This window comes from Dactylosporangium sp. CS-033363, assembly GCF_050942475.1.
Taxonomy (GTDB): Bacteria; Actinomycetota; Actinomycetes; order Mycobacteriales; family Micromonosporaceae; genus Dactylosporangium.
Genome location: NZ_CP192032.1, coordinates 475,883 through 497,289 on the forward strand (window position 1 = coordinate 475,883; position 21,407 = coordinate 497,289).

Here is a 21,407-nt window from a genome sequence, read left to right on the forward strand (position 1 = left end):
TTTACACACCGCCCGGGCGCAGGCGGGGCAGGCGCGTGTCGACGTCGGGCACCGCGTAGCCCAGCGCCCGCAGCCGCGCGCTGACCTCCTCGATCGGCTTGCGGATCTTCTGCGCCGCGGCCAGCAGGTGGTTCAGCGGCACCGGCTGGGACGCGTCCAGCCACGGGCGCGAGCCGTCCAGGTCGGTGCTGGCCAGCAGCAGGTCGTTCGGCTTCACCGAGTCCACGGCGATGCTCGAAAGATCCACGTCCACCGTGTACCCGAGGATCTCCAGCCGGGCCGCGATCTCGTGCACGGGGCGGCGGACCCGGCGGGCGGCCTGCAGGAGGTGCGGCAGCGGCACCTGCTCGTCCAGGTCCAGCCACGGCTGCGACCCGTCGAGGTCGCGGCTGGTGATGAGCAGGTCGTCCGGCTCGACCTGGTCCAGCGACGGCCCGGCGCCGTTCAGGCTCACCGCGTAGCCGAGGAAGGTCAGGCGGGCCGCGATGTCGTGCACGCTGCGGCGGGTCCGCTGGGCGGCGCGCAGGATGCGGATGGTCGGGACCGGCTTCATCGGGTCCAGCCAGGGGTCCGAGCCGTCGAGGTCCTCGCTGGTGATGGTCAGGTCGTCGGGCTCCAGGTGGTCGATGAGGATCGCGTCGGGGTCGACGTCGACGCGGTACCCGCACGCCGAGAGCCGCGCCGCCACCTCGCCCACCTCGCGCCCGGTCGACTCGGCCGCCCGCAGCAGGTGGATCAGCGGCACCGGGCGGGACGAGTCCAGCCACGGCTGCGAGCCGTCCAGGTCGCGGCTGGCCAGCTGCAGGTCCTCGGGTTCGAGCTTGACGACCTCGATCGCGTCGAGGTTGCCGCCGAGGGTGAAGCCGAACGAGCGGAGCCGGGCCACGACCTCCGGCACCGGCCGGGAGGAGCGCTCGGCCGCCCGCAGCACGTGCACCGGCGCGACCTCCTCGCTCAGGTCCAGCCACGGCGAGGTGCTGTCCAGGTCTCGGGAGATGAGGATGAGGTCGTCGGGCTCGGTGGTGAGCGTCTCCCAGCCGGCGTCGAGCGGGTACCCCAGCAGCGCCAGCCGGGCCGCCGTCTCCTCGGCCGGCAGCCCGACCTTGTGCGCCGCGCGCAGCAGGTGCAGCAGGGTCACCGGCTCCCGCGGGTCGAGCCACGGGTGCGAGCCGTCCAGGTCGCGGCTGGCGATGGTCAGGTCCTTCGGGCCGAACTGCTCCAGCGGCAGCACCTCGACGTCCACGTCCACGTCGAAGCCGAGCTGGCGCAGCCGGGCCACGACCTGGTGCACGGACCGGCCGGTGCGGTGCGCGGCGCGCAGCAGGTGCACCAGGTGCACCGGCGAGTCGGGCTGCAGCCAGGGGCGCGTCCCGTCCACGTCGCGGCTGGTGAAGATCAGGTCGTCGGGGTCCACGCCGACGCTCGCCGCGCCGACGGACGGCTCGAAGCCGAGCGCCTCCAGCCGGGCCGCGATCTCGGGTGCCGAGCGGCCGGTCTTGCGGGCCGCCCGGACCAGGTGCACCAGCGGGACGATGTCGACCGGGTCCAGCCACGGGCCGGTACCGTCGACGTCCACACTGAGCAGCAGCGCGTCGGACGGGCGGGCCCGCAGCGCGCGGCGCCAGTCCGGGCCCGGCTTGAGCACCTTGCGGTAGCGCCCGCCCGCGGCGAGGGCGGTGAGCCGCCACTCGACGAGCTCGTCCGGGCCGCCGACCGGGCCGTCGTTGGCCACGAAGCAGCCGGTGACGGCCGCGTCGACGGTCTCCCCGTCCATCTCCCACTTGCCGTGCCCGCGCTCGATCGCCTGCTCGTAGATCAGGTCGGCGACCAGCGGGCGGACGGGGGCCAGCCGGCACAGCCACTCGTAGCCCAGCAGCGTCGTGCCGGGTGCGGTCAGGGCCGGAACGGCTTCCCACAGGAGGCGATCGACGTCGTCCTCGCGGTACGCGAGAATCTTGGTGCGGTCGACGGACAGCCGCGGGGCGAGGTCGCGGTTGAGGTTCACCACGGCCCCGAAGATCTCCTTGCCGGCGTAGAGCCCGTCGGCCAGCAGCGCGCCGTTGTTGCGGCACCACCAGACCCGCGCGCCCTCGGCCGCGACCACGCCCGGCCCGACGCGCTCCTCGTCGTCCTCGTCGTCGCCGAGGTCCTCGGCCGCCGAGGACAGCTCGCCGGGCGCCCAGGCCTGGCTCTGCACGCCGTCGGACGCGTCGGTGCCGAACTCGGCCACCCACAGCAGCTTGCGCAGCTCCTCGACCGAGCTGACGGTCACGCCCTCGCGCAGGTGCAGCCGGACCGTCGTGCCGGTCTCGGTGCCCGGCCCCAGGTCCTGGATGCGGAACAGGCTGCCCGGGCCCGCGATCGAGACCCGCAGCCGCTCGCCGGCCTGCCCGTCGCGGCCCATCCGGCAGGTCTCCACGGTCAGCTCGTCGGCCAGCATGAAGTAGCTGAGCACGCCGATGCCGAACCGGCTGTTGGGGAAGAGCTGCACCGGCGGGTCGAGCCGGGCCCACTCGGCCTGCTCCTCGAGGAACTCGGGCAGGTCGGCCAGCCGGACGCCGGCCTGCGAGAAGACCTCGCTGAGCTCGCGCACGCCCATGCCGATGCCGTTGTCGGTGCAGTCGAGGTAGCCCCGGCCGTCCGCGTCGACGCCCTGGACGAACTTGATCCGCCCGTCCCACGGCAGCTTTCGATCATGAGCCCGGCTGAGGTACTCCGTCCGCGCCTCGCGGTAGCGGCAGGCGTCGAGGGCGTTCTGGTACAGCTCGCGGATGGCCAGCGCCGGGTCGCCGTAGAGCTGCTCGCCCATGAGCAGCTCCCGCACCCGGTCCTCGGCGAGCCGGAAGCGCACGCCGGCCGACTGGTAGGCCGGCACCCCGGCGCGGATCAGCGGCCCGACGTCGTCGGTGGCGGCCCGGTTGGGCAGGTGCCGCAGCGGCAGCAGCACGTCGTCGCGGCTGGTCGCCCGCTGCGCCTCGGCGAGCAGCTGGTTGAGCGTGTCGATGTGGGCCCGCAGCGCCACCTCGATCGACGGGTGCGCGCAGGCCGCGGTGAGCACCAGCGTGGCCCCGCGCGGCTGCCACTGCGAGCCGCGCACGGTCTCCAGCACCTGGCCGGGGGTGACGGGGTCGCCGATGCCGAGATGCTCGCCGATCACCTCGGGCAGCACGGTGACCTCGATCGCCAGGCCGCGCGCGATGGCGAGCAGGAAACCTACGAGGCGCTCCCGTACCGTGCCGTGCTGCGACAACAGCGACTCCGGCCGGTCGTGCCGGTTCAGGAACGCCGGGTCGGCCCGCACCGCGCGCAGCAGCTCGGCCGTGCGCGCATCCTCGGAGGAGCCGGTCAGCGCGGCGATCGTGCCCGGCTGATAGGCCTGCGGCCGGCGGCCGATCCACCGGTGCAGCAGCCACCAGCCCAGCTCGGCCGCCGTCTCCCGGCGCCCGGCCCGGATCGCGGCCAGCGCGCGGCGGTGCGGCTGGGCATACGTCTGCGTGAAGCGCTCGAACGCGGCCCGGTCGCTGGACGCGTCCTGCGAGGGCTCCAGGTCGCCGGGGTCCACCCCGCGCTCCTGCGCGGCAAGGCCCGACCACAAAGCGTCATGCAGCATCGGTACCGTCACGAGCAGCACGGCCTCGGGCCCGCTGAATGTCTCGCCGGCCGGCAGCATCCCGATCAGGTGCTGGACCTGCTGGGACATGCGATCGCCGAAGTCGTCGTCCTGCCACGGGTCGTCGCCCAGCGCGGCGGCCGCCCGCCCGCGCGCGACGGCCAGTTCGGCCGCCAGCGCGACGGCTTGGTCACGGAACGTGGACGCGCCGGTGACGCGACCCCAAACCGTATGCTGCCCCGCGATCGTTTCCCAGCCCGTTGGCGCCATGCGGGAAAACTTACCGGCCGTCGGCAACGCGCTGCGCCGAATACCGCGCGCCGCCGATGCCGATGTCCCGACATCGGCTTTACGGCCGGTCGCCTTTTGTTGCGTCAGCAGCTACGGTGCTCCGGGCGAGACCCGTCACCGGAAGGGGATTCACGGCATGTCCGTCGCTGGAGACGGGGACAACGCAGGCGATTCGGGCGCTTCCGCGCCGGTCGCCGGGCCGCTGCCACCCGCCGCCGGTCCCCGGGCCCGTCACCGCGTGCCGCCGACGGCCACCGCGGCGGCGCGGGTCCTGCCGGAGCCCTTCACCCCACCGAAGCCGACCATTCCGGCGATTCCCCACCAGCGCCGCCCCGACGGTCCCACCGCGATCGCCACGGCCGCGATCCCGGCCGCTCCTTCTGCTTCGGAGGAGGCCGATCCTTCGACGGTGGCCACGCTGGCGGGGGAGGCCCGCGCCGACGCGGCTGACCTGGGCGATGTGCAGAACGTCGAATTCATCGTCTCCCTGCCGGGCCTGTCCAATGAGCCTGCCCCTACCGGTGATCCTTCAGCGGAAGCTGATCCTTCGGTGGAAACGGTTGAGGGCGAACTGGTCACGGCCGAGCCCCTGATGGCCGCCGACGACTCGCCGACGGTGGCCGACTACGAGGCCCCCGCGCTGGCCATCGTCACCGACTACGCCCACGAGGACGCCGACGACTACCGGGGCAGCCGCCGCCGAGTGATGCCCTGGCGCCGCTACCCGGTGGGCGCCGTGGCCGTGGCGGTCCTGCTCCTCCTGGTAACCGGCGCCGTGGTCTTCTCAACGGTCCGCAGCGACAGCGCCGCGGGCAGCCACGACGGCGGCCTCCCGGCCAAGGTCCCGTCAGTGGACCTGCCGGGCACCGGCCAACCCCAGGCCGCCGCCACCCCGTCGGAAGATGCCGCCACCTCGCTTCCGACGGAGGCGGCAGCCGACCCGGCCACGACCCGCCCGCGCGCCACCACGACGGGCGGCGCCGCGACGACCGCCCCGGCCACCACGGCCGCCGCCCCCACCAAGGCCCAGACCACGGCCGCGGCGCCCCCGCCACCCCCGCCGCCCGCACCGACCCAGGGCCGCCTGATCAGTTCGCAGTCCCGCAAGTGCGTGGAGTACCGCAGCGGCTCGGCCAACCGCATCGTCATCGACAACTGCGACACCCAGACCAACCAGGTCTGGAAAATCAAGGGCGACCCCGCGAAGGGCGCGACCTTGGTGGCGGACAACGGCTACTGCCTGGACGTCCCGAACGCCGGCAAGGACAACGGCACGATCCTGCAGGTGTACAGCTGCAACGGCACGGTCGCGCAGGTCTGGGTCCGCCGCGCCGACAACACCTGGCAGAACCCGAACTCCAAGAAGTGCGTGACCGCGGCGGGCTCCGGCGCGGGAAGCTACGTCGTCATCTACGACTGCGTCGGCGCCTCCGTACAGGTCTGGACGATGCAGTAGTCCGCTCGGTTCGATTCGCGGCGCTCCTGCATGGCGAGGGCGGCGACCGAGGCGAGCAGGATCGCGCCGCCCACCGCCGACCACGGCGTCAGCGGTTCGTGCAGAACCAGGGCGCCCAGCGCGACAGCGGCAAGCGGTTCACTCAGCGCAACCACCGAAGCCGTAGTCGCCCGCACGACCGTCAGCCCCCGAAAGAACAGCGCGTAAGCCAGCGCCGTAGGGACCGCGCCCAGGAACGCCAGCAGCCCAACCGTCTCGCCGAGGCCTTCGCGGCTGGGGATGAGGCCCTCGACCGCCGCGAACGGCAACAAGGCCACCGCGCCGATCGCGAAGCCGCCCAGCGCCGAGTCGTACGGGTCGTCCGAGGCGGCTCGGTTCAGCAGGGTGACCGCCGCATAGCCCGCGGCCGAGATCAAGGCCACCGCGATGCCCGCCAGCGGGTGCGGGCCCGTCTGCGGGTTCTGGGCCACCAGCAGGGTCAGGCCGACGACGGACGCCGCCACGATCGCGGCGCCCGTGCGGCCCAGGTGTTCGTGCAGGAAGAGGCGGGCGCCCAGGGCGATCAGGACCGGGCCGGAGCCCAGGGTCACGACGGTCACGATGCCGACGCCGCCCAGGGCGATCGCCACGTAGTACGCGGTCTGGTAGACGGCCATGCCCAGGCCGTTGAGCAGGAGCCAGCGCAGTCGCGGGCGGCGCGGGCCGGGCGTGCGCAGGAACGGGCGGAGCGCGGCGAGCAGGGCCAGGCCGCCGGCGTACCGCCAGAACGTGACGGCGATCGGGCCGAGGTCGCTGTGGCGGTACAGCACCGCCGCGATGAAGCCGCCCACGCCCCACGAGACGGCGGCGAAGGCGATGAAGGTCAGGTTGAGGCCGATGGATGAGCGCATGCGGATGTCTCCCAAGAGGGCTGGACGGACGCGTCAGGTCGAACGCGGGCAGCCGTTGGGCCGGAAAAAGGCCCGCTACCGGATCGGCGGCGGGCACACGATGCGCAGGCACATGCGGCGGACCTTAGCGATCGCCCTGGGGATGGACATCCGAATTTCCGGGCTGATCACGATGTGGTGACAAGTCGCCGACACCTCGGTGATGATCGACACGTACGACGACCGCGACACGCCGGGCGACTCGCCGGTGAGCGGGGGATTCTTGTGTGGGCGTCACTATTCGTGTACGGAACTTCGTCGAATAGTCACCTTTCGATCGGGTGACCGGGTTGGTGTGGTGCGCATACGCTGTAGCGACACGCACAGCCGGAGGTCGCGCCGTGGCTATTCACACCCCCGCCACGTTGGCACAATCGCCCCGTGACCTGCCCTGGACGCTCACGGGCGGGCGCGGGATCTTCGGTCTCGACCCGGTCACCGGGGCCATCGTGCTCTGGGTCGGGCTGATGGCGCTCATCGTGCTGTTCGTCCTGCTGGCGGCGTTTCTTTCGCGCTGGAGCCTGTACCGGCTGAATCGCGCCGACCGCCGCGCCGCCGTCGAGGAGGCGGAGGCCAGCCTGAGCCCGGCCGAGCGGGCGCGGCTGCGGACCGAGGCCGGCGAGCTCATCCGGCAGGCCGCCGCGACCGCCGCCGCCGCGAAGCGGGCCCAGCTCACGGTCGTCGAGGCGCAGGCCCGCAGCCTGGCCGCGCAGACCGCGCGCGAGCACGCATGGAACACGTTCGACGTGGCGCAGAAGGCGTACCAGGAGGCGCTGCAGGCCGCCGGGCACGTCGCCGAGGCCCAGCCGGCCGCCGAGCAGGACGACGAGGCCAAGCGCGAGGTCTCCCGCGCGGCCCTCGACGCCTTCAAGCGCGGCGACATCACGGTCGACGCGCTCGAGCAGGTCTTCAAGGGCGTGGCCGGGGCCGATCCGCTGCAGGAGCTCGCGGCCCGCGAGGTCGAGCTGCGGCGCACCGCCGAGAGCCGGGCCCGCCGCCTGTACGAGGCGGCCGCCGCGACCGAGCGCGCCGCCGTCAAGGCCGCCGACGTGGCCGTGGTGGCCGCGGCCGCGCTGGCCCAGGAGGCGGCCGAGGTGGCGGAGGAGGCGGCCGAACTGCGCGACACGCTCGACGCGGCGCGGCAGGCCGGCATCACGGCGGCGACGCTGCTCCCGCGGGCGCGCGTGCCCCGCCAGCGCAGCCGCAACTCCCGCTCGGAGGCCGCGGACAAGGCCGCCCTGTCCACCCCCGAAGCGGTCTGACCAGCGGCTCGACCGCATTCGCGCGCCGACGATCAACGCGCGCACAACCGCGACCGCGCCGTCCGCGAGCAAACCAGCAGCTCAGCGCCAGTCCTGTCCGTATTGCGCGGACTTAACCCCCGTCGGGGTATAAATCGAGATATGTCGCGGCGCGAAGCGCCCGACATATCGAGCCATCATCAAGCAGTGTCAGAAAGCGCGTCCGGCGGCGCCAGGAACACCATCTCCGCCAGCGCCGACTGCAGCCGCGGCAAATCCTCCGACGCCAGCTGGAACGACGCCCGGCAGATCTTGTCCACCCACAGGGAGACCACGACCGTGCCCCGCTGCGGGTGGCACGTGACCCGCATGGTGCGGTCCCCGCCCCGGCGGTCTTCGAACACGTCGCCCGACTTGGGCAGCGCAACAAGCTCACCCATGCATCGATGGTGCGGCACTGAACGCCGGTTCAGCAAGGGTTCCGTGCCGCCTCATCCACCAGATAGCCCGGGGGCTACGCAGCGACCGGTATCACTGCCGTCGGCGACGGGTGCTCGATCACCACGCGCGCGGGGCTCGGCACGCCCGTGTCGCGGTCCAGTTCGAGCAGCGCGACCGTGTTCGAGTGCTGGTTGGCCACGCAGAGGGCGCCGTCCAGGACGACGAAGTGGCGGGGCCAGGTGCCGCCGGTGCTCACCTCGTCGACCGGGAGCAGGCCGGCGGCCTCGACGGCGAAGGTGGTGATCGTGTCGTTGCCGCGGTTGGCCACGTACAGGTGCCGGGCGTCGGCCGACAGCGCCAGCTCGCTGGGCAGGTTGTCGCCGACCGGCTGCACCAGGCACGACGGCTTCACGTCGAGCAGTTCGAAGCCGGAGGTGTACGTCGCGACGGTCGAAGCCAGCTCGTTCGTCACGAACACGCGGCCGTCCGGGTGGAACACGAGGTGCCGCGGTCCGCTGCCCAGCGGCTGGACCGTGGTGGTGCGCAGGTGCTCCAGCCGGCCGTCGGGCGTGATCCGGTAGTGCACGATCGCGTCCATGCCCAGGTCCACGGCGTGCAGCGTGGTGCCGCGCACGGTGACCTGGTGGGCGTGCGGGCCCTCCTGGCGGTCCGGGTGGATGCTCGCCCCGGCGTGCTGGGCCAGGTCCGTCCGGCGATCGAGGCCGCCGTCCGGGCGCAGCGCGAACGCGGCGACGCTGCCGGTGCCGTAGTTGGCCACGAAGAGCCGGTCGCCCGCGACCACCGCGTGGCACGGGGAGCCGCCGCCGGTCGGCAGCGTGTTGATCAGCTGGCCGCCGGGCGTGAAGGCCGAGACCTCGCCGTCGTCGAGCTCGCCGACCGCGTACCGCACGCCGCCCGGCCCCACCGCCAGGAAGCTGGGCGCGGGGGTCGGCACGGCGGGGGCGAGCGGCTTGAAGTCGTCGTCGTAGGTGGAGTACTGGTCCGCGTAGGAGCCGATGAGCACTGGCACTCGACCAAGCCTAGGCTCCGGTTCATGGGTATGCAGCGCGGACGGCCCCTGATGCCCGGCTACGGCATCGAGCGGGGTGACGAGGGCCTGATCGAGTGGGACATCGCCGAGCGGCGGCTCGCGACCGCCCACAACTACTGGATCGCCACGGTACGGCCCGACGGCCGCCCGCACGCCATGCCCGTCTGGGCCGCGTGGTGCGACGGCGCGCTCTGGTTCTCCAGCGGCCTGCAGTCGCGGAAGATTCGCAACCTTCGAGCGAACCCCGCGTGTACGGTCACCACCGAAGGGGGCGCCGAGCCGGTGATCGTCGACGGCACGGCGGAGATCGTCACCGAGGCGACAACAGCCAAAGCGCTCGAGGTGTACCGCAGGAAGTACAACTCCAGCCTTGACCAAAAAGACAGCGCGATCGTGCGCGTCACGCCCATCGAGATCTTCGCGTTGGAAGAGGCGCGGTTCCTGCAGTCGCCCACAAGGTGGCGCCCGAACCCCTAGGGGTGGGGCCAGCACTACCATCAATCCCGGGGGCTGCCGGGTTCGATCACGCCGCGCCGGTTCGGAACGCTGTACCGCATGACAGCGCTGGCACAAGCGGAAGCGAAATCGGACCCGAACGCGGAACGCGCCACCGACTTCGCCGTCCTCTCCCAACGAATCCGCGCGGCCGGTCTGCTCGATCGGCGGCCCGCGTACTACGCCCTCCGCCTCACCCTCGTGCTCGCCCTGTACGCCGGCGGCTGGGCCGGGCTCATCCTCACCCACAGCCTCTGGTTCGGCGTGGTCCTGGCCGTCGCCTTCGCCCAGGTCGCGCTGGTCGCCCACGACCTCGCGCACAAGCAGGTGTTCCGCGGCCGCCGCTGGTCCGAGGGGCTGGGCCTGCTGGCCGGCAACGTCATGATCGGCATGAGCTACGGCGCGTGGATGGACAAGCACACCCGCCACCACGCCAACCCGAACCACGAGGACCGCGACCCGGACGTCGCGCCCGACGTGATCGTGTGGTCGACCCGGCAGGCCGAGCAGGCCCGCGGGCCGGCCAGGTTCATCGGCGGGCACCAGGCGCTGCTGTTCTTCCCGCTGCTGCTCCTGGAGGGCTTCAACCTGCACGTGTCGAGCCTGCGCCGGGTCGGCACGGTCAAGCGGCGGCGGCTGGAGAGCTTCCTGTTGTACGGCCACATCGCCGGCTACCTCGCCGCCGCCTTCCTCATCCTGTCCCCGGGCATGGCGATCGCGTTCATCCTGGTCCACCAGTGCCTGTTCGGGCTGTATCTCGGGCTGACCTTCGCCCCGAACCACAAGGGCATGCCGATGCTCACCGCCGAGGACGAGCTGGACTTCCTGCGCAAGCAGGTGCTGACCTCGCGCAACGTGCGCGGCGGGCGCTGGGTCGACGTGCTGCTCGGCGGGCTGAACTACCAGATCGAGCACCACCTGTTCCCGAGCATGCCGACCCCGAACCTGCGCAAGGCCCAGCCGATCGTCGAGCGGTACTGCGCGGAGATCGGCGTCCCGTACCACTCGGCCACGTTCGTGGGCTCCTACGCGCAGGCCCTTCGCCACCTGCACGAGGCCGGCGCGCCGCTGCGGCGGTAGCTTCGAGGTCGTGGACCATCTCGCACTTGCCGACTACCGGGCCCGGGTTGCCGCCATGTACCTCTCCGACGAGGACCTGGCGGGATTCCGGGCCCGCCGCGACGACCTCTTCGCCACCCACTCCCAGTCGGCCGCGCCCGGCCCGCTGCGGTACTTCGCGCCCTCCGACGAGTTCGTCGCCACGGTCGAGCTGACCCCGGCCGAGGGCAGCCTGGAGATCGCCACCGGCGGGCCGGACGGGGTGCTGCGCTACGAGCGCGCGGGCCTGCTCGCCACGCCGTGGGGGCCGCTCACGCTGTTCTGGCTGGACGCGTACGGCGGCGGGCTCTTCCTGCCCTTCCGCGACGGGACCAGTGGCAAGGAGACCTATGGCGCCGGGCGCTACCTGACCGACACGGTCAAGGGCACCCACGGGCGCGGCGTCGCCCCGCTGCCCGACGGCCGGGTGCGGCTGGACTTCAACTACGCCTACAACCCGTCCTGCGCGTACGACGACCAGTGGGCCTGCCCGCTCGCGCCCTACGAGAACCGGCTCACCGAGCCGATCCGCGCGGGCGAGCTGAGCTACGAACCACCGGCGAGCCAGTCACCGACGACGGGCGCGTGACGCGCGCAACCGGCGCAGGCGCTGGACCACGAGCGGGTCGTGGGCCAGCGCCAGCGGGTCGTCGAGCAGCGCGTTGAGCAGCTGGTAGTACCGCGTGGTGCTCACCCCGAAGGTGTCGCGGACGGCCTGCTCCTTCGCGCCCGCCTGCCGCCACCACTGCTTCTCGAAGGCCAGGATCTTCTTGCCCCGCTCGTCGAGCTCCGCCGGCTCCTCGATGACCGAGACGTCAGGCGCATCGTCGCTGTCGATGAAGTCGTCGACGTCCTCAGTGGACGGTTGGGCGGGAACGCGGGCGGCCGCCAGGTCGTCGCGCTTCATGCGCACCACCCTAGTGGGTGAGGGGCGAGATCACCCAGCACGCAACGCGACAAAGCGGACACTCAGGGTCAGCGTTGCTTCGCCCAGCTCAGGTCCGGGGCCGAGAACTCCAGGTCGCGCAGGGCCTGGTCGGCCTCGTCGCGGGTGAAGTTGGCACTCGGCTCCTGCTCGTCCGGCACCCACACCGTCACGCCGCCCGGCCGTTGCGCCCGCGCGTAGGTGTGCGCCGGCGCCGCGCCCGTGGTGGCGACCACCATGCACTGCCGCGTGCGGTCCACGGACATCGAGCTCAGCGAGGTCAGCCAGCCGTTCGCGCGCGGGTGCACGCGCCACGTCAGCAAACCTTCGAATCGCTTCGGTACCACGGGCAGGTGCATCGTCACCGGCTGGACCTCCTGCGCCACGCCCACCGAGCGCGCGACCCGCAGCGCGAGGTCCTTCGCCTGGGGGAGCCCGGCGACCAGCACCGACACCGGAATGCCCGCGGGCTTCCAGGACACCAGCGTCAGGTCCCCGGTCCGCAGCGTGCCCGGCCACTCGCCGATCATGACCGGCTCGCCCTCGCCGTTGTCGTCGAACGTCTCGCCGATCGCCATCGAGACGCCGGGCGGGAGCGAGTGGTCCTCCGGCTCGAAGACGCTTCCGGGCAGCCACGCGCGGCGGACGCCGGCGAAGCCCCACGACACCTCCCGGTACCGCTCGGTCAGCCCGTCCGGAAGCCACCCGGGCGCGAACCGCAGCGGAATCCCGCCGGCCGGCACGCCTGACCCGGACGGCGCGGGCAATCCGGACGGCGCGGCCGAGCCCGAGGGCGCGCCCGAGCCCGAGGGCGCGACCGCCACGCCGCCGCCGGCATCGCCCCGGCCCAGCAGCGGAAGGCCCACCGCGGTCGCGGCCGCCACCCCGCCCATCGCGCCCGCGCCCACGAGCAACGCGCGGCGCTGCCGGTGCACCCGCGCCCGGCCGGCGATCCGGGCCCGGACCCGTTCGGGCGGGGGCGCGGTCGCGGCGAGCGCCTCGTACGCGGCGCGAATCCGATCTTCATCCATCACGGCGTCCTCCAAGCACGGACTCGGGCCGGGCGCTGCGCAGGGTCGCGAGGGCGCGCGCCGCGTGGCTGCGCACCGTCGCGGGCCGGCAGCCCAGCAGGTCGGCGATCTCGGGGTCGGTGAGCCCCTCGTAGTACCGCAGCGCGACCACGATCCGCTGGCGCACCGGCAACGCGGCGATCCGGCGGAGCATGGCGTCCCGCTCGTCGACCGCCGTCGCCGGGTCGGCCTGCGGCGTGCCGGCCGCGTCGAGCGCGGCCAGTGACATGGGCACGACCCGGGCCGCCCGCCGCCGGCGCCACGAGGCCAGCTCGTTGACGATCATGCGCTTGACGTAGGCCTCGGGCACGTCGGCGGCGCGGATGCGGGCCCAGCGCGGCTGCGCCCGGGCCAGCGCCTCCTGCACGATGTCCTCGGCGAGATGCGGGTCGCAGGCGAGCACGGTGGCGTACCGCAGCAGGGCCGCCAGCCGGGCGCTGAGAAACTCCTCGAACTCCATCGCCCCTAGAGACGCGCGCACGCCGGGAAATGTGCAGTCAGGCGGTGACGATTTTGACGCCGGCCTCGCGGAAGGCGTCCAGCGTCTCCGCGGTGGCGTTGGAGTCGGTGACCAGCGTGTCGATGCGGTCGATCGGGCAGATCCGCGCGAACGCGTGCCCGCCGAGCTTCGAGCTGTCCGCGATGATCACGACCCGGCGGGCCCGGGCGACCATCAGGCTGTTCATCGCCGCCTCGCCCTCGTGGTGGGCCGCGGCGCCGAGGGTCACGTCCAGCGCGTCCACGCCGAGCAGGGCGATGTCCAGGGTCACGTCGCGCAGGATGTTGCCGCCGAGCGGGCCGACCAGCTCGAAGGACTGCGGGCGCACCACGCCGCCGGTGACCACGATCTTCATCCGGGAGCGCACCAGCAGCTCGTTGGCGATGTTCAGCGCGTTGGTGACCACCGTGAGCTGGGCGTCGTCCACGCCGCCGGTGAGCTCCGGGCGGACCGCGAGCGCGCGGGCGACCTCGGTCGTGGTGGTGCCGCCGTTGAGCGCGACCACCATGCCGGGCGAGACCAGGGCGGCCGCGGCGGCGCCGATGCGCTGCTTCTCCGGGGCGTGCTTGGCCGTCTTGTACCGCAGCGGGAGGTCGTAGGACACCCCGTTGGCGACCGCGCCGCCGCGGGTGCGGGTGATCATCTGCTGCTGCGCGAGCTGGTCGAAGTCGCGGCGGATGGTGGCCTGCGACACGTCGAGGCGCTCGGCGGCGTCCTCGACGCTGATCCGGCCGCTGTCCGTGAGGATCTCGAGGAGTGCGTTCCAGCGCGCGTAACGGTCCACGCGACCCTCCCCTGCGCGTACGGTGCGAGATGTGTGCACAATGATGCGCGAAACGACGGGTAAACGCAAAGGCAACTGCTCGAACGAACGGATGGGCGGCGGTTGCCAGCCCGCCGGACGGTAGGCGATGATGCCCGAACCGGAAACTTTGTTGCCAGTAAAAGATGGGGCGAGGACAGAGCCGCACATGACGCAAACCGTGATCGCCCTCGACGTCGGGGGCACCGGGATCAAGTGCGCCCTGGTCGGCGCCGACGGCGACGCGCTGCACACGGTCCTGCACGCCGAGCGCCACCCCACCGGGGCCGAGCGCGGCGGCGCGGCCGTCATCGCCACCATCCTGGACATCGCCGAGGGACTGGCGGACACCGCCCGCGCGAAGGGTCTGGAGCCGGTCGGCGCCGGGCTGGTCGTGCCCGGGGTCATCGACGAGGTCAACGGCGTCGCGGTGTGGGCGGCGAACGTGGGCTTCCGGGACGTACCGCTGAAGGCCCTGCTGGAAGAGCGCCTCGGACTGCCCGCTGCCCTGGGCCACGACGTGCGCGCCGGCGGCCTGGCCGAGGCGCGGCTCGGGGCCGGGCGCGGCCAGGACTATGTGCTGGTGATCCCGATCGGCACCGGGATCGCCGCCGCCAACGTGGTGCACGGGCAGGTCTACACGGGCGCGCACGGCGCCGGCGGCGAGATCGGGCACATCGTGGTGCGCCCGGGCGGCCCGGTCTGCGGCTGCGGCCAGCGCGGCTGCCTGGAGGCGATCGCCTCGGCGTCCGCGGTCGGCCGGCGCTACTCCGAGCAGGCGGGCCGCAAGGCCACCGCCGAGGAGGTCGCGCGGCTGGCCGCCGAGGGCGAGGAGACCGCGGTCGCGGTCTGGCGCGAGACGATCGACGCGCTCGCCGACGGCCTGCTGACCGGCATGGCGCTGTTCGACCCGGCGGTGATCGTCCTCGGCGGCGGGCTGGCCGAGGCCGGCGAGGCCCTGCTGGCGCCGCTGCGGGCCGGCATCCACGAGCGGGTGACCTTCCACCGCGAGCCGGAGATCACCCGGGCCGCGCTCGGCGACGAGGCCGGCTGCCTGGGCGCCGCACTGCTCGCGCTCGACAACCTGAAGGAGAACAACGCATGACGCTGGTGTCCGGGGTACGGGTCGTCGCGGGCGATCGGGTCGTCGACAACGGGTTCGTCCGGGTCGAGGGCTCGCGGATCGCCGAGGTGGGGACTTCGCAAGAGGCGACCCACGATGCCGCGCTGGTCGTCCCCGGCTTCGTCGACATCCACGTGCACGGCGGCGGCGGGGCGACGTTCACCACCGGCGACGCCGAGGAGGCGCGCACGGCGGCCGCGTACCACCTGGGCCACGGCACCACCACGATGCTCGCCAGCCTGGTCACCTCGCCGCCGGAGCTCATGATGAGCGCGACCAAGGCGTTCGCCCCGCTGGCGGCCGAGGGCGTGCTGGCCGGGATCCACTTCGAGGGCCCGTACCTCTCCCACGCCCGCTGCGGCGCCCAGAACCCGGCCCACCTGCGCCACCCGTCGCTCGACGAGCTCAACGCGCTCATCGACGCGGGCGAGGGCGCGGTCCGCCTGGTGACGGTCGCCCCCGAGCTGCCCGGCGCCCTGGACGCGATCCGGCTGCTGGTCGAGCGCGGGGTCGTGGCGGCGATCGGGCACACCGACGCCACCTACGAGGAGACCCTCGCCGGCGTCGAGGCCGGCGCGACGGTCGGCACCCACGTCTTCAACGGCATGCGCCCGCCGCACCACCGCCAGCCCGGCCCGGTCTTCGCACTGCTCGGCGCGGCCGGCGTGACCTGCGAGTTCGTCGCCGACGGCATCCACCTGCACGACGGCACCCTCGCGTTCGCCGCCTCGGTCACCGGCCCGGCCCGCGCCGCCCTGATCACCGACGCCATGGCCGCCGCCGGGATGCCGGACGGCACGTACGACCTCGGCGGGCAGAGCGTCGAGGTGGCCGACGGCGTGGCCCGGCTGACCCGCGACGGGGCGATCGCCGGCAGCACGCTCACCATGGACCGGGCCTTCCGCCGGGCCGTGGGCGCGGGCCTCTCGCTGGTCGCCGCCTCGCGGATGGCCTCCGGCACCCCCGCCCGGGCGATCGGGCTTTCCACCACCGGCGAACTGCGCGAGGGCGCTCAGGCGGACCTGGTCCTGCTGGACGAGGACCTGAACGTTCAGCGCGTGATGCGCGCCGGCTCCTGGGTGTCGTAGAAGGCGCCGTCCCAGTTCTTGAACGGCAGCGGGATCGCGTCCCACGGCACCCGGCGCAGGATCCGGTCGAGGAACACGCCGAGCATGAGCGCGGCGAGCCCGTCGGTGATCCAGTGGAAGCTCAGGTACGTCGTGGTGAACAGCAGCACCAGCGGGATCGTGTAGCGGATCGCCGTCACGAGCCCGGGGCGCAGCACGCCGGTGAGCAGGGTGGCCAGCACGCCGTACCAGACGATGGCGTTGACGACGTGCCCGGACGGGTACGACATCCCGGAGTCGATCCGGAACAGCCACTCCGGGTGCGTGATCGTGTGCTCGCTGGCCGCGGCCCGGTCGGTCCAGATCTTCAGCGGGCCGATCGTCACGTAGGTGATCGCGAACGCGCCGATGACCAGGAGGAACGGCCGTACCGTACGCCGGGCCCGGGTCAGGAAGAACGCCACGATCACGGCGAGCGGGGTCAGGATCTGCCCGCCCTGGCCGAGCTTGTTGAACACGCGCAGCGTCGTGTCGGCCCAGCCCGGCCGGTGCGCGTCGACGAAGTCCCGCACGGCCAGGTCCAGGCTCAGCACCGGCGTCTTGGCGGCGAGCAGGACCGTGATGAGCACGAAGCCCGCGACCAGCAGCGCATCGAGCCACCAGCCGGCGGGGCGGACGGGACGGAGTTCGAGGCGCACGAGCAAAAACCGTACCCGAACATGCGAAAGGGCCCGGTCGCCCGGGCCCTTCCCACACAGGATCTCTACATCAGGTTGCGCAGCTGGGCGGCGATCCGGTCGATCCGCACGCCCGAGTTGGGGCAGCCGCCGAAGTGGTGCAGCGCGATCACCTTGTTCGTGCGGCGGGAGATGACCGGGGAGCCGGACGAGCCGCCGTCGGTGTCGCAGTAGTACGACATGTCGGTGCCGGACGCGTAGCCGTCGTAGGACGGCTGGCTCACCGCGCAGTTGCCGCTGCGCTCGGTGCTGTCCTCGGTGGTGATGACGGTCGGGGCGCCCCGCGGGTGCTGCGGGATGTACAGCTCCTCGCCGCGCACCGGCGCCCGGTCGTCGATCTCCAGGTGGCCGAACTGCTGGATCTGCGCGAAGTTCTTCACGCTGAACAGGGTGTAGTCCAGGATGTCGTCGGTCGCGAGGACCTGGTCGCCCATGACCTTGGTCGGGCGCAGGGTCGAGCCGCCGTCGCAGCTGGCGCACTCGTAGTTGAACCACACCTCGGTGCTGCGCGCCTCGCGGGTGGTGGTGAAGCAGTGGTGGTTGGTCAGCATCCGGTTCTGGGTGCCGACCCGCCAGGCCGTGCACAGCTCGACGCCGTTGATGAGCAGCCGCGCGACCGGCTTGGCGTTGGCGTAGGCCACCGGGTCCGACGACTTGTAGCAGGCCGCGTTCTCGGTCTCGTTGCTGCGCCCGCAGATGCTCTCCTCGTGCGGCGCGGCGGCCAGGGCGGCCTTCCGGTCGGTGTCGGCCTTGGCCCGCTCGGTCGCGGTCTGCCCGCGGGCGATCTTGTCGACCGTGACGCCCAGGCTCGCCAGCCGCGACCGCAGGCCGAACACGTCCTTGCCGGCCTTCTCGACCCGGACCACCGCGCGGTCCCCGGTCACCGACATGGTCCAGTTGTCGGACTGTTCCAGTTCCCCGCCGGTGTACTCGTAGTGCTCCGCCCCGCTCGCATCGGTCACGATGACCTTGTCGTCGCCGTCCAGCGCGAGCCGCGAGAAGTGCACCTTGACGTAGTCGGCGCCGGGGTAGGAGAACGTGCGGCTGGCCGCCCGCTCGATGCTGCCGCCGGTGACCGACTCCAGGACGCCGGCCTGCTGCGCGCCGGGCTCCTCGAGGCCCGACACGTCGTGGAACAGCCGGAGCTTCGGGGCCGCGGCCGCGGCGGCCGGCGCTCTCGGGGGCTGCGCCGGGTCCGAGGACGCCACGGCGACCCCCGCCCCGGTCATTCCCAGCAGGGCACAGACCCCGGCCACCAGCAACGACCTACGCCGCATGAGCGCGTCCTTCCATGGGTTCGCAAGAAGGGAACGCCCGCTTCGGATAGTTAGGGGTGATTCGGGCGATCCGCCCATTCAACGACGCATCCCCGGCGGAGGGATCGGATTCTCACCGGTATCCGTCGACCGTCCCGCCGGTATGAGCCAGAAGGCCACCGAGGCCCAGCCGGGTGGTCACCACCGTGAGCAGGTCGCCCGCCTTCAGCACGTACGCGGCCGGCGGGGCCCACACCGTCTGGCGCTCCTCGTCGGTGGCGATCGCCAGCACCCGGACCTCGCCGATGTCCTGGGCCGCGTCGACCGGCCGGCCGTCCAGCCGCGAGCCGGCCACGATCGGCACCTCGGCCAGCAGCAGCACCCGCCGGCCGACCGGGATGGTGCCGATGACCTCCCGCTCCAGCAGGGCGGCGGCGAAGGCGGGGGCGGCGAGGTACGAGACGCTCCGCGAGGCGGTGACGCCGAACGCGCGCTGCACCCGGTCGGCGAACCGGCCGTCGAAGAGCCGCAGGATGACCCGCAGGTCCGGCTTGAGCGTGCGGCCCTCCAGGGCGGCCTCGAGGTTGGCCTGGTCGTCGGTGGAGACCACGACCAGGGCCCGGCAGGTGTCCACGGACGCGGCCCGCAGCGTCTCCACGTTGCTGGCGTCGCCGACGATGAACGGCACCCCGCGGGTCCGGGCCGCCACGGCGCCGCGCGCGTTCTCGTTGCGGTCGATCACCACCACCGGGATGCCGAGATCGACGAACGAGTGCATGACCCGCGTGCCCACGTTGCCCAGCCCGACCACGACCACGTGGCCGGAGACCGGCTCGCGCAGCCGGCCGAGCGCGATCGCCAGCCGGGCGTTGACGACCGCCTCGACCACCGCCGCCGTGATCACCGGGATCAGGGCCACGTTGACCAGGCCGAGCAGGGTGGTGACGAGCTTCTCCTGCCAGTGCGACTCGAGTTCGGGGCTGGCCCCGGTGAGCTCGGCGAGCAGCGTGACGTACGCGGCGTTCCACCAGCTGATGTGCTTGTAGTGGGCGATGACCCAGGTGCCGGCGACGAGCATGGCCAGCAGCACGAGCGCGGTCGCCCACAGCTTGCGGCTGACCAGGCCGCGCAGCGAGCGCAGCGGGCTGTGCAGCTGGCGGCGCCACCAGCGGCGGAGCCGTCCGTCGCGGGCCGCGCGGGTCCGGTCGGGGCGGTCGCCGCGCTCGATGACCGTGGCCGCGCGCTCGCCGGTGGCCACAGCCAGTACGAGATCGGCGTCTGCTTTGGGAAGCAGTTGGGCGTCGTCCTTGGCCAGCCCGCAGACCACGTCCTCGGGCCGGACCTCGGTGCGCCGGGCCACGAAGAGCGTGCGCTGGGCCACCCGGACGTGCACCGGCGCGACCTCGCCGAGCGCCTCGGACACGAACGCGGGCGCGGCCATCTGGGCGTCGGAGAGCACCCTGACGTCGGCGAAGTTGCGCCGGACGCTGTGCCCGAGCCGCAGGTTGAACATCCGGATCACCAGCCGGATGCGCGGGTTGAGCTCCTGGGCCTGCAGGGCCGCGTCGAGGTTGCCGATGTCGTCCTGCTTGACCAGGGCGAGCGCGTCGGCCCCGGCCAGCCCGGCCCGCTCGAACGACTCCGTGTCGAAGCGCTCGGCCTCGACGACCCGGCCGCCGTGCTCGGCCAGCAGCTTGGCGATGTCGGGCCCGTGCCGGCGCTTCACGCTGGGCAGGATGGCGGTGACGTGCACGTCGTACTGCTGGAGCAGCTCGCCGACCAGCCGGTGCGCGAGGGAGTCGTCGCCGCACACCACGACCCGCTTGGCCGGCGCGTGCACGACGTGCCGCTCGGCTCCCGCGGCCGGCTCGATCGTCCACGGACGGGTGATCGCCTGAACGCGTGGAAGGTTCCCCCGAAGCCGCCGCATCAGCCACGACTCGGACGTCACCGGGCGATCCTAGCGAAGATCACCAGTTTCCGAAGGCCCGCGACCTCGTTGGGCCCCTCGAATCGCATTGTCGACCAGATGGGTTTTCGAGGATGAACACGTGGCTTCGCCGGACGGTTGGGACCGTCGGTATCGCGGGCGGCTTTCTGCTGCTCGGTGCCGGCGCCGCGCACGCCGATGACACCGCGCTGGCACCCGGTCAGCTGGACGACCTGTTCTCGCCCGCGGGCGGCCCGAACAACCAGGCCCTGCAGCTGACCGCACACACGGATCGGATCGACACCAGCACCGAGTCGTCGAGCCCGACCTCGCTGGGCCAGAACCGCGTCAACCGCCAGGCCGTCCCGAGCGCCCTGCAGGGGCTGCCGCTGACGAGCCTCGTGCCGACGGACGCGCTGGGCCTGCCCCGCACGACGTCGAGCCGGCTGCCGAACCTCCCGGCCCTGCCGACCGACGCCGTCGCCGCCAACGCCCTGCCGGGCGCGGGCCACGTGCCTTCGCTGGCCAACACCTCGTCCTCGGCGGCGCAGACCGAGGACGCCTTGTCGGGTCTTCCGCTCGTCGGCGGCTTGACCGATTTGTCCCAGCTTGGGCTGCCGGTGAGCGGCCTGCCCGGCACCGGCACGCTGCAGGGCACCTCGATCGCCGACACCTCGTCGGCGTTCCCGGCCACCCCGAAGCCGTCGCCGCGCAAGGCCAAGCAGCCCAGGACCGAGGCGGGTGGCCTGCCGCTGGTCGGCGGCCTGCCGCTCGCCGGTGGCGGCGGCCTGCCCGTGGTCGGCGGCCTGCCCCTGCTCAACGGCGGCGGCCTGCCGGTGCGCGGCACGCTCAACCCGGTCGACAACGTCGGCATCCCGGTCGGCGGCGGCCTGTCGGGCGGCCAGTCCAACGGCTCCCGCGGCATGTCGGGCGGCCAGTCCAACGGCGGCCGCGGCGCGACCGAGGCGGGCGGCCTGCCGCTGGTCGGCTCCAGTGAGGCAGGTGGCCTGCCGCTCGTCGGCGACCTCCCGCTGGGCGGCAGCGACGTGCTCAAGAACGACGCGGTGACGGGCGTACCGGTCATCGGCGGCATCGGCCCGACCCCGGGCGTGAGCACCAGCGCGGTCGCCAACCGGCTCGTGCCGACGACGGGCGCCCTGCCGCAGGCCGCGAGCAACCTCCCGCTCGTGACCGAGTCGGCGGCCTACACCCCGCGGCACGCGGAGTCGGACGCCTACGCGCCGCGGCACGCCCAGACCGAGGCCCTGCCCCTGGTCACGGGCCTGCCGGCGGTCGGCGGCATCGCCCAGGGCGTCCTGCCGATGTTCAGCGGCATCGTCGGCTGACCACGGCGGTTGTGCGCGGCTGACCACAGCCGCTTCTCGC

At 72.9% G+C, this 21,407-nt stretch carries 20 protein-coding genes; 9 read left to right on the forward strand and 11 right to left on the reverse strand.

The features are described 5' to 3' along the window. Window position 1 precedes the first annotated feature (1 nt). The gene (locus ACQPZ4_RS02250; protein WP_433055323.1) at window positions 2-3,880 is read right to left on the reverse strand and encodes an HD domain-containing protein; all 3,879 of its coding nucleotides are present in this window, start codon (window positions 3,878-3,880) and stop codon (window positions 2-4) included. 157 nt (window positions 3,881-4,037) lie between these two features. Here ACQPZ4_RS02250 and ACQPZ4_RS02255 point away from each other — a divergent pair, with 157 nt between their 5' ends. Then, window positions 4,038-5,357: a ricin-type beta-trefoil lectin domain protein gene (locus ACQPZ4_RS02255; protein WP_433055326.1), complete on the forward strand. Its 1,320-nt coding sequence runs from the start codon at window positions 4,038-4,040 to the stop codon at window positions 5,355-5,357. On the opposite strand, the gene ACQPZ4_RS02260 is transcribed toward ACQPZ4_RS02255, so the two are convergent. Next, a complete protein-coding gene (locus ACQPZ4_RS02260) occupies window positions 5,312-6,247 on the reverse strand; it encodes a DMT family transporter (protein ID WP_433055329.1) in 936 nt (311 codons plus the stop codon). The two genes, ACQPZ4_RS02255 and ACQPZ4_RS02260, sit on opposite strands and share 46 nt — an antisense overlap. On the opposite strand from ACQPZ4_RS02260, the gene ACQPZ4_RS02265 reads away from it, so the two are divergent. Together ACQPZ4_RS02265 and ACQPZ4_RS02270 are read left to right on the forward strand one after the other, a co-directional pair. Continuing rightward, window positions 6,234-6,428, forward strand: coding sequence for a hypothetical protein (locus ACQPZ4_RS02265; protein WP_433055332.1), 195 nt, complete (start codon window positions 6,234-6,236; stop codon window positions 6,426-6,428). The two genes, ACQPZ4_RS02260 and ACQPZ4_RS02265, sit on opposite strands and share 14 nt — an antisense overlap. Before the next feature lie 199 nt (window positions 6,429-6,627). Further along, window positions 6,628-7,548 carry a hypothetical protein gene (locus ACQPZ4_RS02270; RefSeq protein WP_433055335.1) on the forward strand — a complete coding sequence of 307 codons (921 nt, stop codon included), beginning with the start codon at window positions 6,628-6,630 and terminating at the stop codon, window positions 7,546-7,548. Window positions 7,549-7,727: 179 nt separating this feature from the next. Here ACQPZ4_RS02270 and ACQPZ4_RS02275 read toward each other — a convergent pair whose 3' ends face one another. Together ACQPZ4_RS02275 and ACQPZ4_RS02280 are read right to left on the reverse strand one after the other, a co-directional pair. After that, the gene (locus ACQPZ4_RS02275; protein WP_433055338.1) at window positions 7,728-7,967 is read right to left on the reverse strand and encodes a hypothetical protein; all 240 of its coding nucleotides are present in this window, start codon (window positions 7,965-7,967) and stop codon (window positions 7,728-7,730) included. A gap of 74 nt (window positions 7,968-8,041) precedes the next feature. Further along, on the reverse strand, window positions 8,042-8,998 hold the full coding sequence (locus tag ACQPZ4_RS02280; RefSeq protein WP_433055341.1) for a lactonase family protein: 957 nt from the start codon (window positions 8,996-8,998) through the stop codon (window positions 8,042-8,044). A gap of 24 nt (window positions 8,999-9,022) precedes the next feature. On the opposite strand from ACQPZ4_RS02280, the gene ACQPZ4_RS02285 reads away from it, so the two are divergent. The 3 genes from ACQPZ4_RS02285 to ACQPZ4_RS02295 all read left to right on the forward strand — a co-directional run bounded on the left by ACQPZ4_RS02285 (window position 9,023) and on the right by ACQPZ4_RS02295 (window position 11,201). Further along, window positions 9,023-9,496: a pyridoxamine 5'-phosphate oxidase family protein gene (locus tag ACQPZ4_RS02285; protein WP_433055345.1), complete on the forward strand. Its 474-nt coding sequence runs from the start codon at window positions 9,023-9,025 to the stop codon at window positions 9,494-9,496. Window positions 9,497-9,574: 78 nt separating this feature from the next. Then, window positions 9,575-10,594 (forward strand): fatty acid desaturase family protein, encoded by a 1,020-nt coding sequence (locus ACQPZ4_RS02290; protein ID WP_433055348.1) that lies wholly within the window; start codon window positions 9,575-9,577, stop codon window positions 10,592-10,594. 10 nt (window positions 10,595-10,604) lie between these two features. Then, window positions 10,605-11,201 carry a DUF1684 domain-containing protein gene (locus tag ACQPZ4_RS02295; protein WP_433055351.1) on the forward strand — a complete coding sequence of 199 codons (597 nt, stop codon included), beginning with the start codon at window positions 10,605-10,607 and terminating at the stop codon, window positions 11,199-11,201. Here the strand turns inward: ACQPZ4_RS02295 and ACQPZ4_RS02300 are convergent. The 4 genes from ACQPZ4_RS02300 to ACQPZ4_RS02315 form a co-directional block, all read right to left on the reverse strand. Continuing rightward, window positions 11,181-11,519 (reverse strand): DUF3263 domain-containing protein, encoded by a 339-nt coding sequence (locus ACQPZ4_RS02300; protein WP_433055354.1) that lies wholly within the window; start codon window positions 11,517-11,519, stop codon window positions 11,181-11,183. The genes ACQPZ4_RS02295 and ACQPZ4_RS02300 overlap by 21 nt on opposite strands. 68 nt (window positions 11,520-11,587) lie before the next feature. Next, window positions 11,588-12,568, reverse strand: coding sequence for a hypothetical protein (locus ACQPZ4_RS02305; RefSeq protein ID WP_433055357.1), 981 nt, complete (start codon window positions 12,566-12,568; stop codon window positions 11,588-11,590). Further along, window positions 12,561-13,088, reverse strand: coding sequence for a SigE family RNA polymerase sigma factor (locus ACQPZ4_RS02310; RefSeq protein ID WP_433055360.1), 528 nt, complete (start codon window positions 13,086-13,088; stop codon window positions 12,561-12,563). The genes ACQPZ4_RS02305 and ACQPZ4_RS02310 overlap by 8 nt, the downstream gene beginning before the upstream one ends. A gap of 16 nt (window positions 13,089-13,104) precedes the next feature. Continuing rightward, entirely contained in the window at window positions 13,105-13,890 is a 786-nt protein-coding gene (locus ACQPZ4_RS02315) for a DeoR/GlpR family DNA-binding transcription regulator (protein WP_433055363.1), read from the reverse strand. 187 nt (window positions 13,891-14,077) lie between these two features. Here ACQPZ4_RS02315 and ACQPZ4_RS02320 point away from each other — a divergent pair, with 187 nt between their 5' ends. Both ACQPZ4_RS02320 and nagA read left to right on the forward strand, forming a co-directional pair. After that, window positions 14,078-15,013 carry an ROK family protein gene (locus ACQPZ4_RS02320; protein WP_433055366.1) on the forward strand — a complete coding sequence of 312 codons (936 nt, stop codon included), beginning with the start codon at window positions 14,078-14,080 and terminating at the stop codon, window positions 15,011-15,013. After that, window positions 15,010-16,119 carry an N-acetylglucosamine-6-phosphate deacetylase gene (gene nagA, locus ACQPZ4_RS02325; RefSeq protein ID WP_433055369.1) on the forward strand — a complete coding sequence of 370 codons (1,110 nt, stop codon included), beginning with the start codon at window positions 15,010-15,012 and terminating at the stop codon, window positions 16,117-16,119. Before ACQPZ4_RS02320 ends, nagA begins: the two co-directional genes overlap by 4 nt. On the opposite strand, the gene ACQPZ4_RS02330 is transcribed toward nagA, so the two are convergent. The 3 genes from ACQPZ4_RS02330 to ACQPZ4_RS02340 form a co-directional block, all read right to left on the reverse strand. Continuing rightward, window positions 16,083-16,796 carry a phosphatase PAP2 family protein gene (locus ACQPZ4_RS02330; RefSeq protein WP_433055372.1) on the reverse strand — a complete coding sequence of 238 codons (714 nt, stop codon included), beginning with the start codon at window positions 16,794-16,796 and terminating at the stop codon, window positions 16,083-16,085. The two genes, nagA and ACQPZ4_RS02330, sit on opposite strands and share 37 nt — an antisense overlap. Before the next feature lie 65 nt (window positions 16,797-16,861). After that, window positions 16,862-18,112: a trypsin-like serine peptidase gene (locus ACQPZ4_RS02335; RefSeq protein WP_433055375.1), complete on the reverse strand. Its 1,251-nt coding sequence runs from the start codon at window positions 18,110-18,112 to the stop codon at window positions 16,862-16,864. Window positions 18,113-18,224: 112 nt separating this feature from the next. After that, window positions 18,225-20,042: a potassium channel family protein gene (locus ACQPZ4_RS02340; protein WP_433055378.1), complete on the reverse strand. Its 1,818-nt coding sequence runs from the start codon at window positions 20,040-20,042 to the stop codon at window positions 18,225-18,227. A gap of 92 nt (window positions 20,043-20,134) precedes the next feature. Between ACQPZ4_RS02340 and ACQPZ4_RS02345 the strand changes: the two genes are divergently transcribed. Beyond that, window positions 20,135-21,367, forward strand: coding sequence for a hypothetical protein (locus tag ACQPZ4_RS02345; RefSeq protein ID WP_433055381.1), 1,233 nt, complete (start codon window positions 20,135-20,137; stop codon window positions 21,365-21,367). Window positions 21,368-21,407: the final 40 nt, after the last annotated feature.

What these genes read in the sequence shown, in the direction of transcription:
- ACQPZ4_RS02250 (WP_433055323.1), bottom strand. Translation starts at nt 3,880, where the DNA reads ATGGCGCCAACGGGCTGGGAAACGATCGCGGGGCAGCATACGGTTTGG.
- ACQPZ4_RS02255 (WP_433055326.1), top strand. Translation starts at nt 4,038, where the DNA reads ATGTCCGTCGCTGGAGACGGGGACAACGCAGGCGATTCGGGCGCTTCC.
- ACQPZ4_RS02265 (WP_433055332.1), top strand. Translation starts at nt 6,234, where the DNA reads ATGGATGAGCGCATGCGGATGTCTCCCAAGAGGGCTGGACGGACGCGT.
- ACQPZ4_RS02260 (WP_433055329.1), bottom strand. Translation starts at nt 6,247, where the DNA reads ATGCGCTCATCCATCGGCCTCAACCTGACCTTCATCGCCTTCGCCGCC.
- ACQPZ4_RS02275 (WP_433055338.1), bottom strand. Translation starts at nt 7,967, where the DNA reads ATGGGTGAGCTTGTTGCGCTGCCCAAGTCGGGCGACGTGTTCGAAGAC.
- ACQPZ4_RS02285 (WP_433055345.1), top strand. Translation starts at nt 9,023, where the DNA reads ATGGGTATGCAGCGCGGACGGCCCCTGATGCCCGGCTACGGCATCGAG.
- ACQPZ4_RS02290 (WP_433055348.1), top strand. Translation starts at nt 9,575, where the DNA reads ATGACAGCGCTGGCACAAGCGGAAGCGAAATCGGACCCGAACGCGGAA.
- ACQPZ4_RS02300 (WP_433055354.1), bottom strand. Translation starts at nt 11,519, where the DNA reads ATGAAGCGCGACGACCTGGCGGCCGCCCGCGTTCCCGCCCAACCGTCC.
- ACQPZ4_RS02305 (WP_433055357.1), bottom strand. Translation starts at nt 12,568, where the DNA reads ATGGATGAAGATCGGATTCGCGCCGCGTACGAGGCGCTCGCCGCGACC.
- ACQPZ4_RS02320 (WP_433055366.1), top strand. Translation starts at nt 14,078, where the DNA reads ATGACGCAAACCGTGATCGCCCTCGACGTCGGGGGCACCGGGATCAAG.
- nagA (WP_433055369.1), top strand. Translation starts at nt 15,010, where the DNA reads ATGACGCTGGTGTCCGGGGTACGGGTCGTCGCGGGCGATCGGGTCGTC.
- ACQPZ4_RS02335 (WP_433055375.1), bottom strand. Translation starts at nt 18,112, where the DNA reads ATGCGGCGTAGGTCGTTGCTGGTGGCCGGGGTCTGTGCCCTGCTGGGA.
- ACQPZ4_RS02345 (WP_433055381.1), top strand. Translation starts at nt 20,135, where the DNA reads ATGAACACGTGGCTTCGCCGGACGGTTGGGACCGTCGGTATCGCGGGC.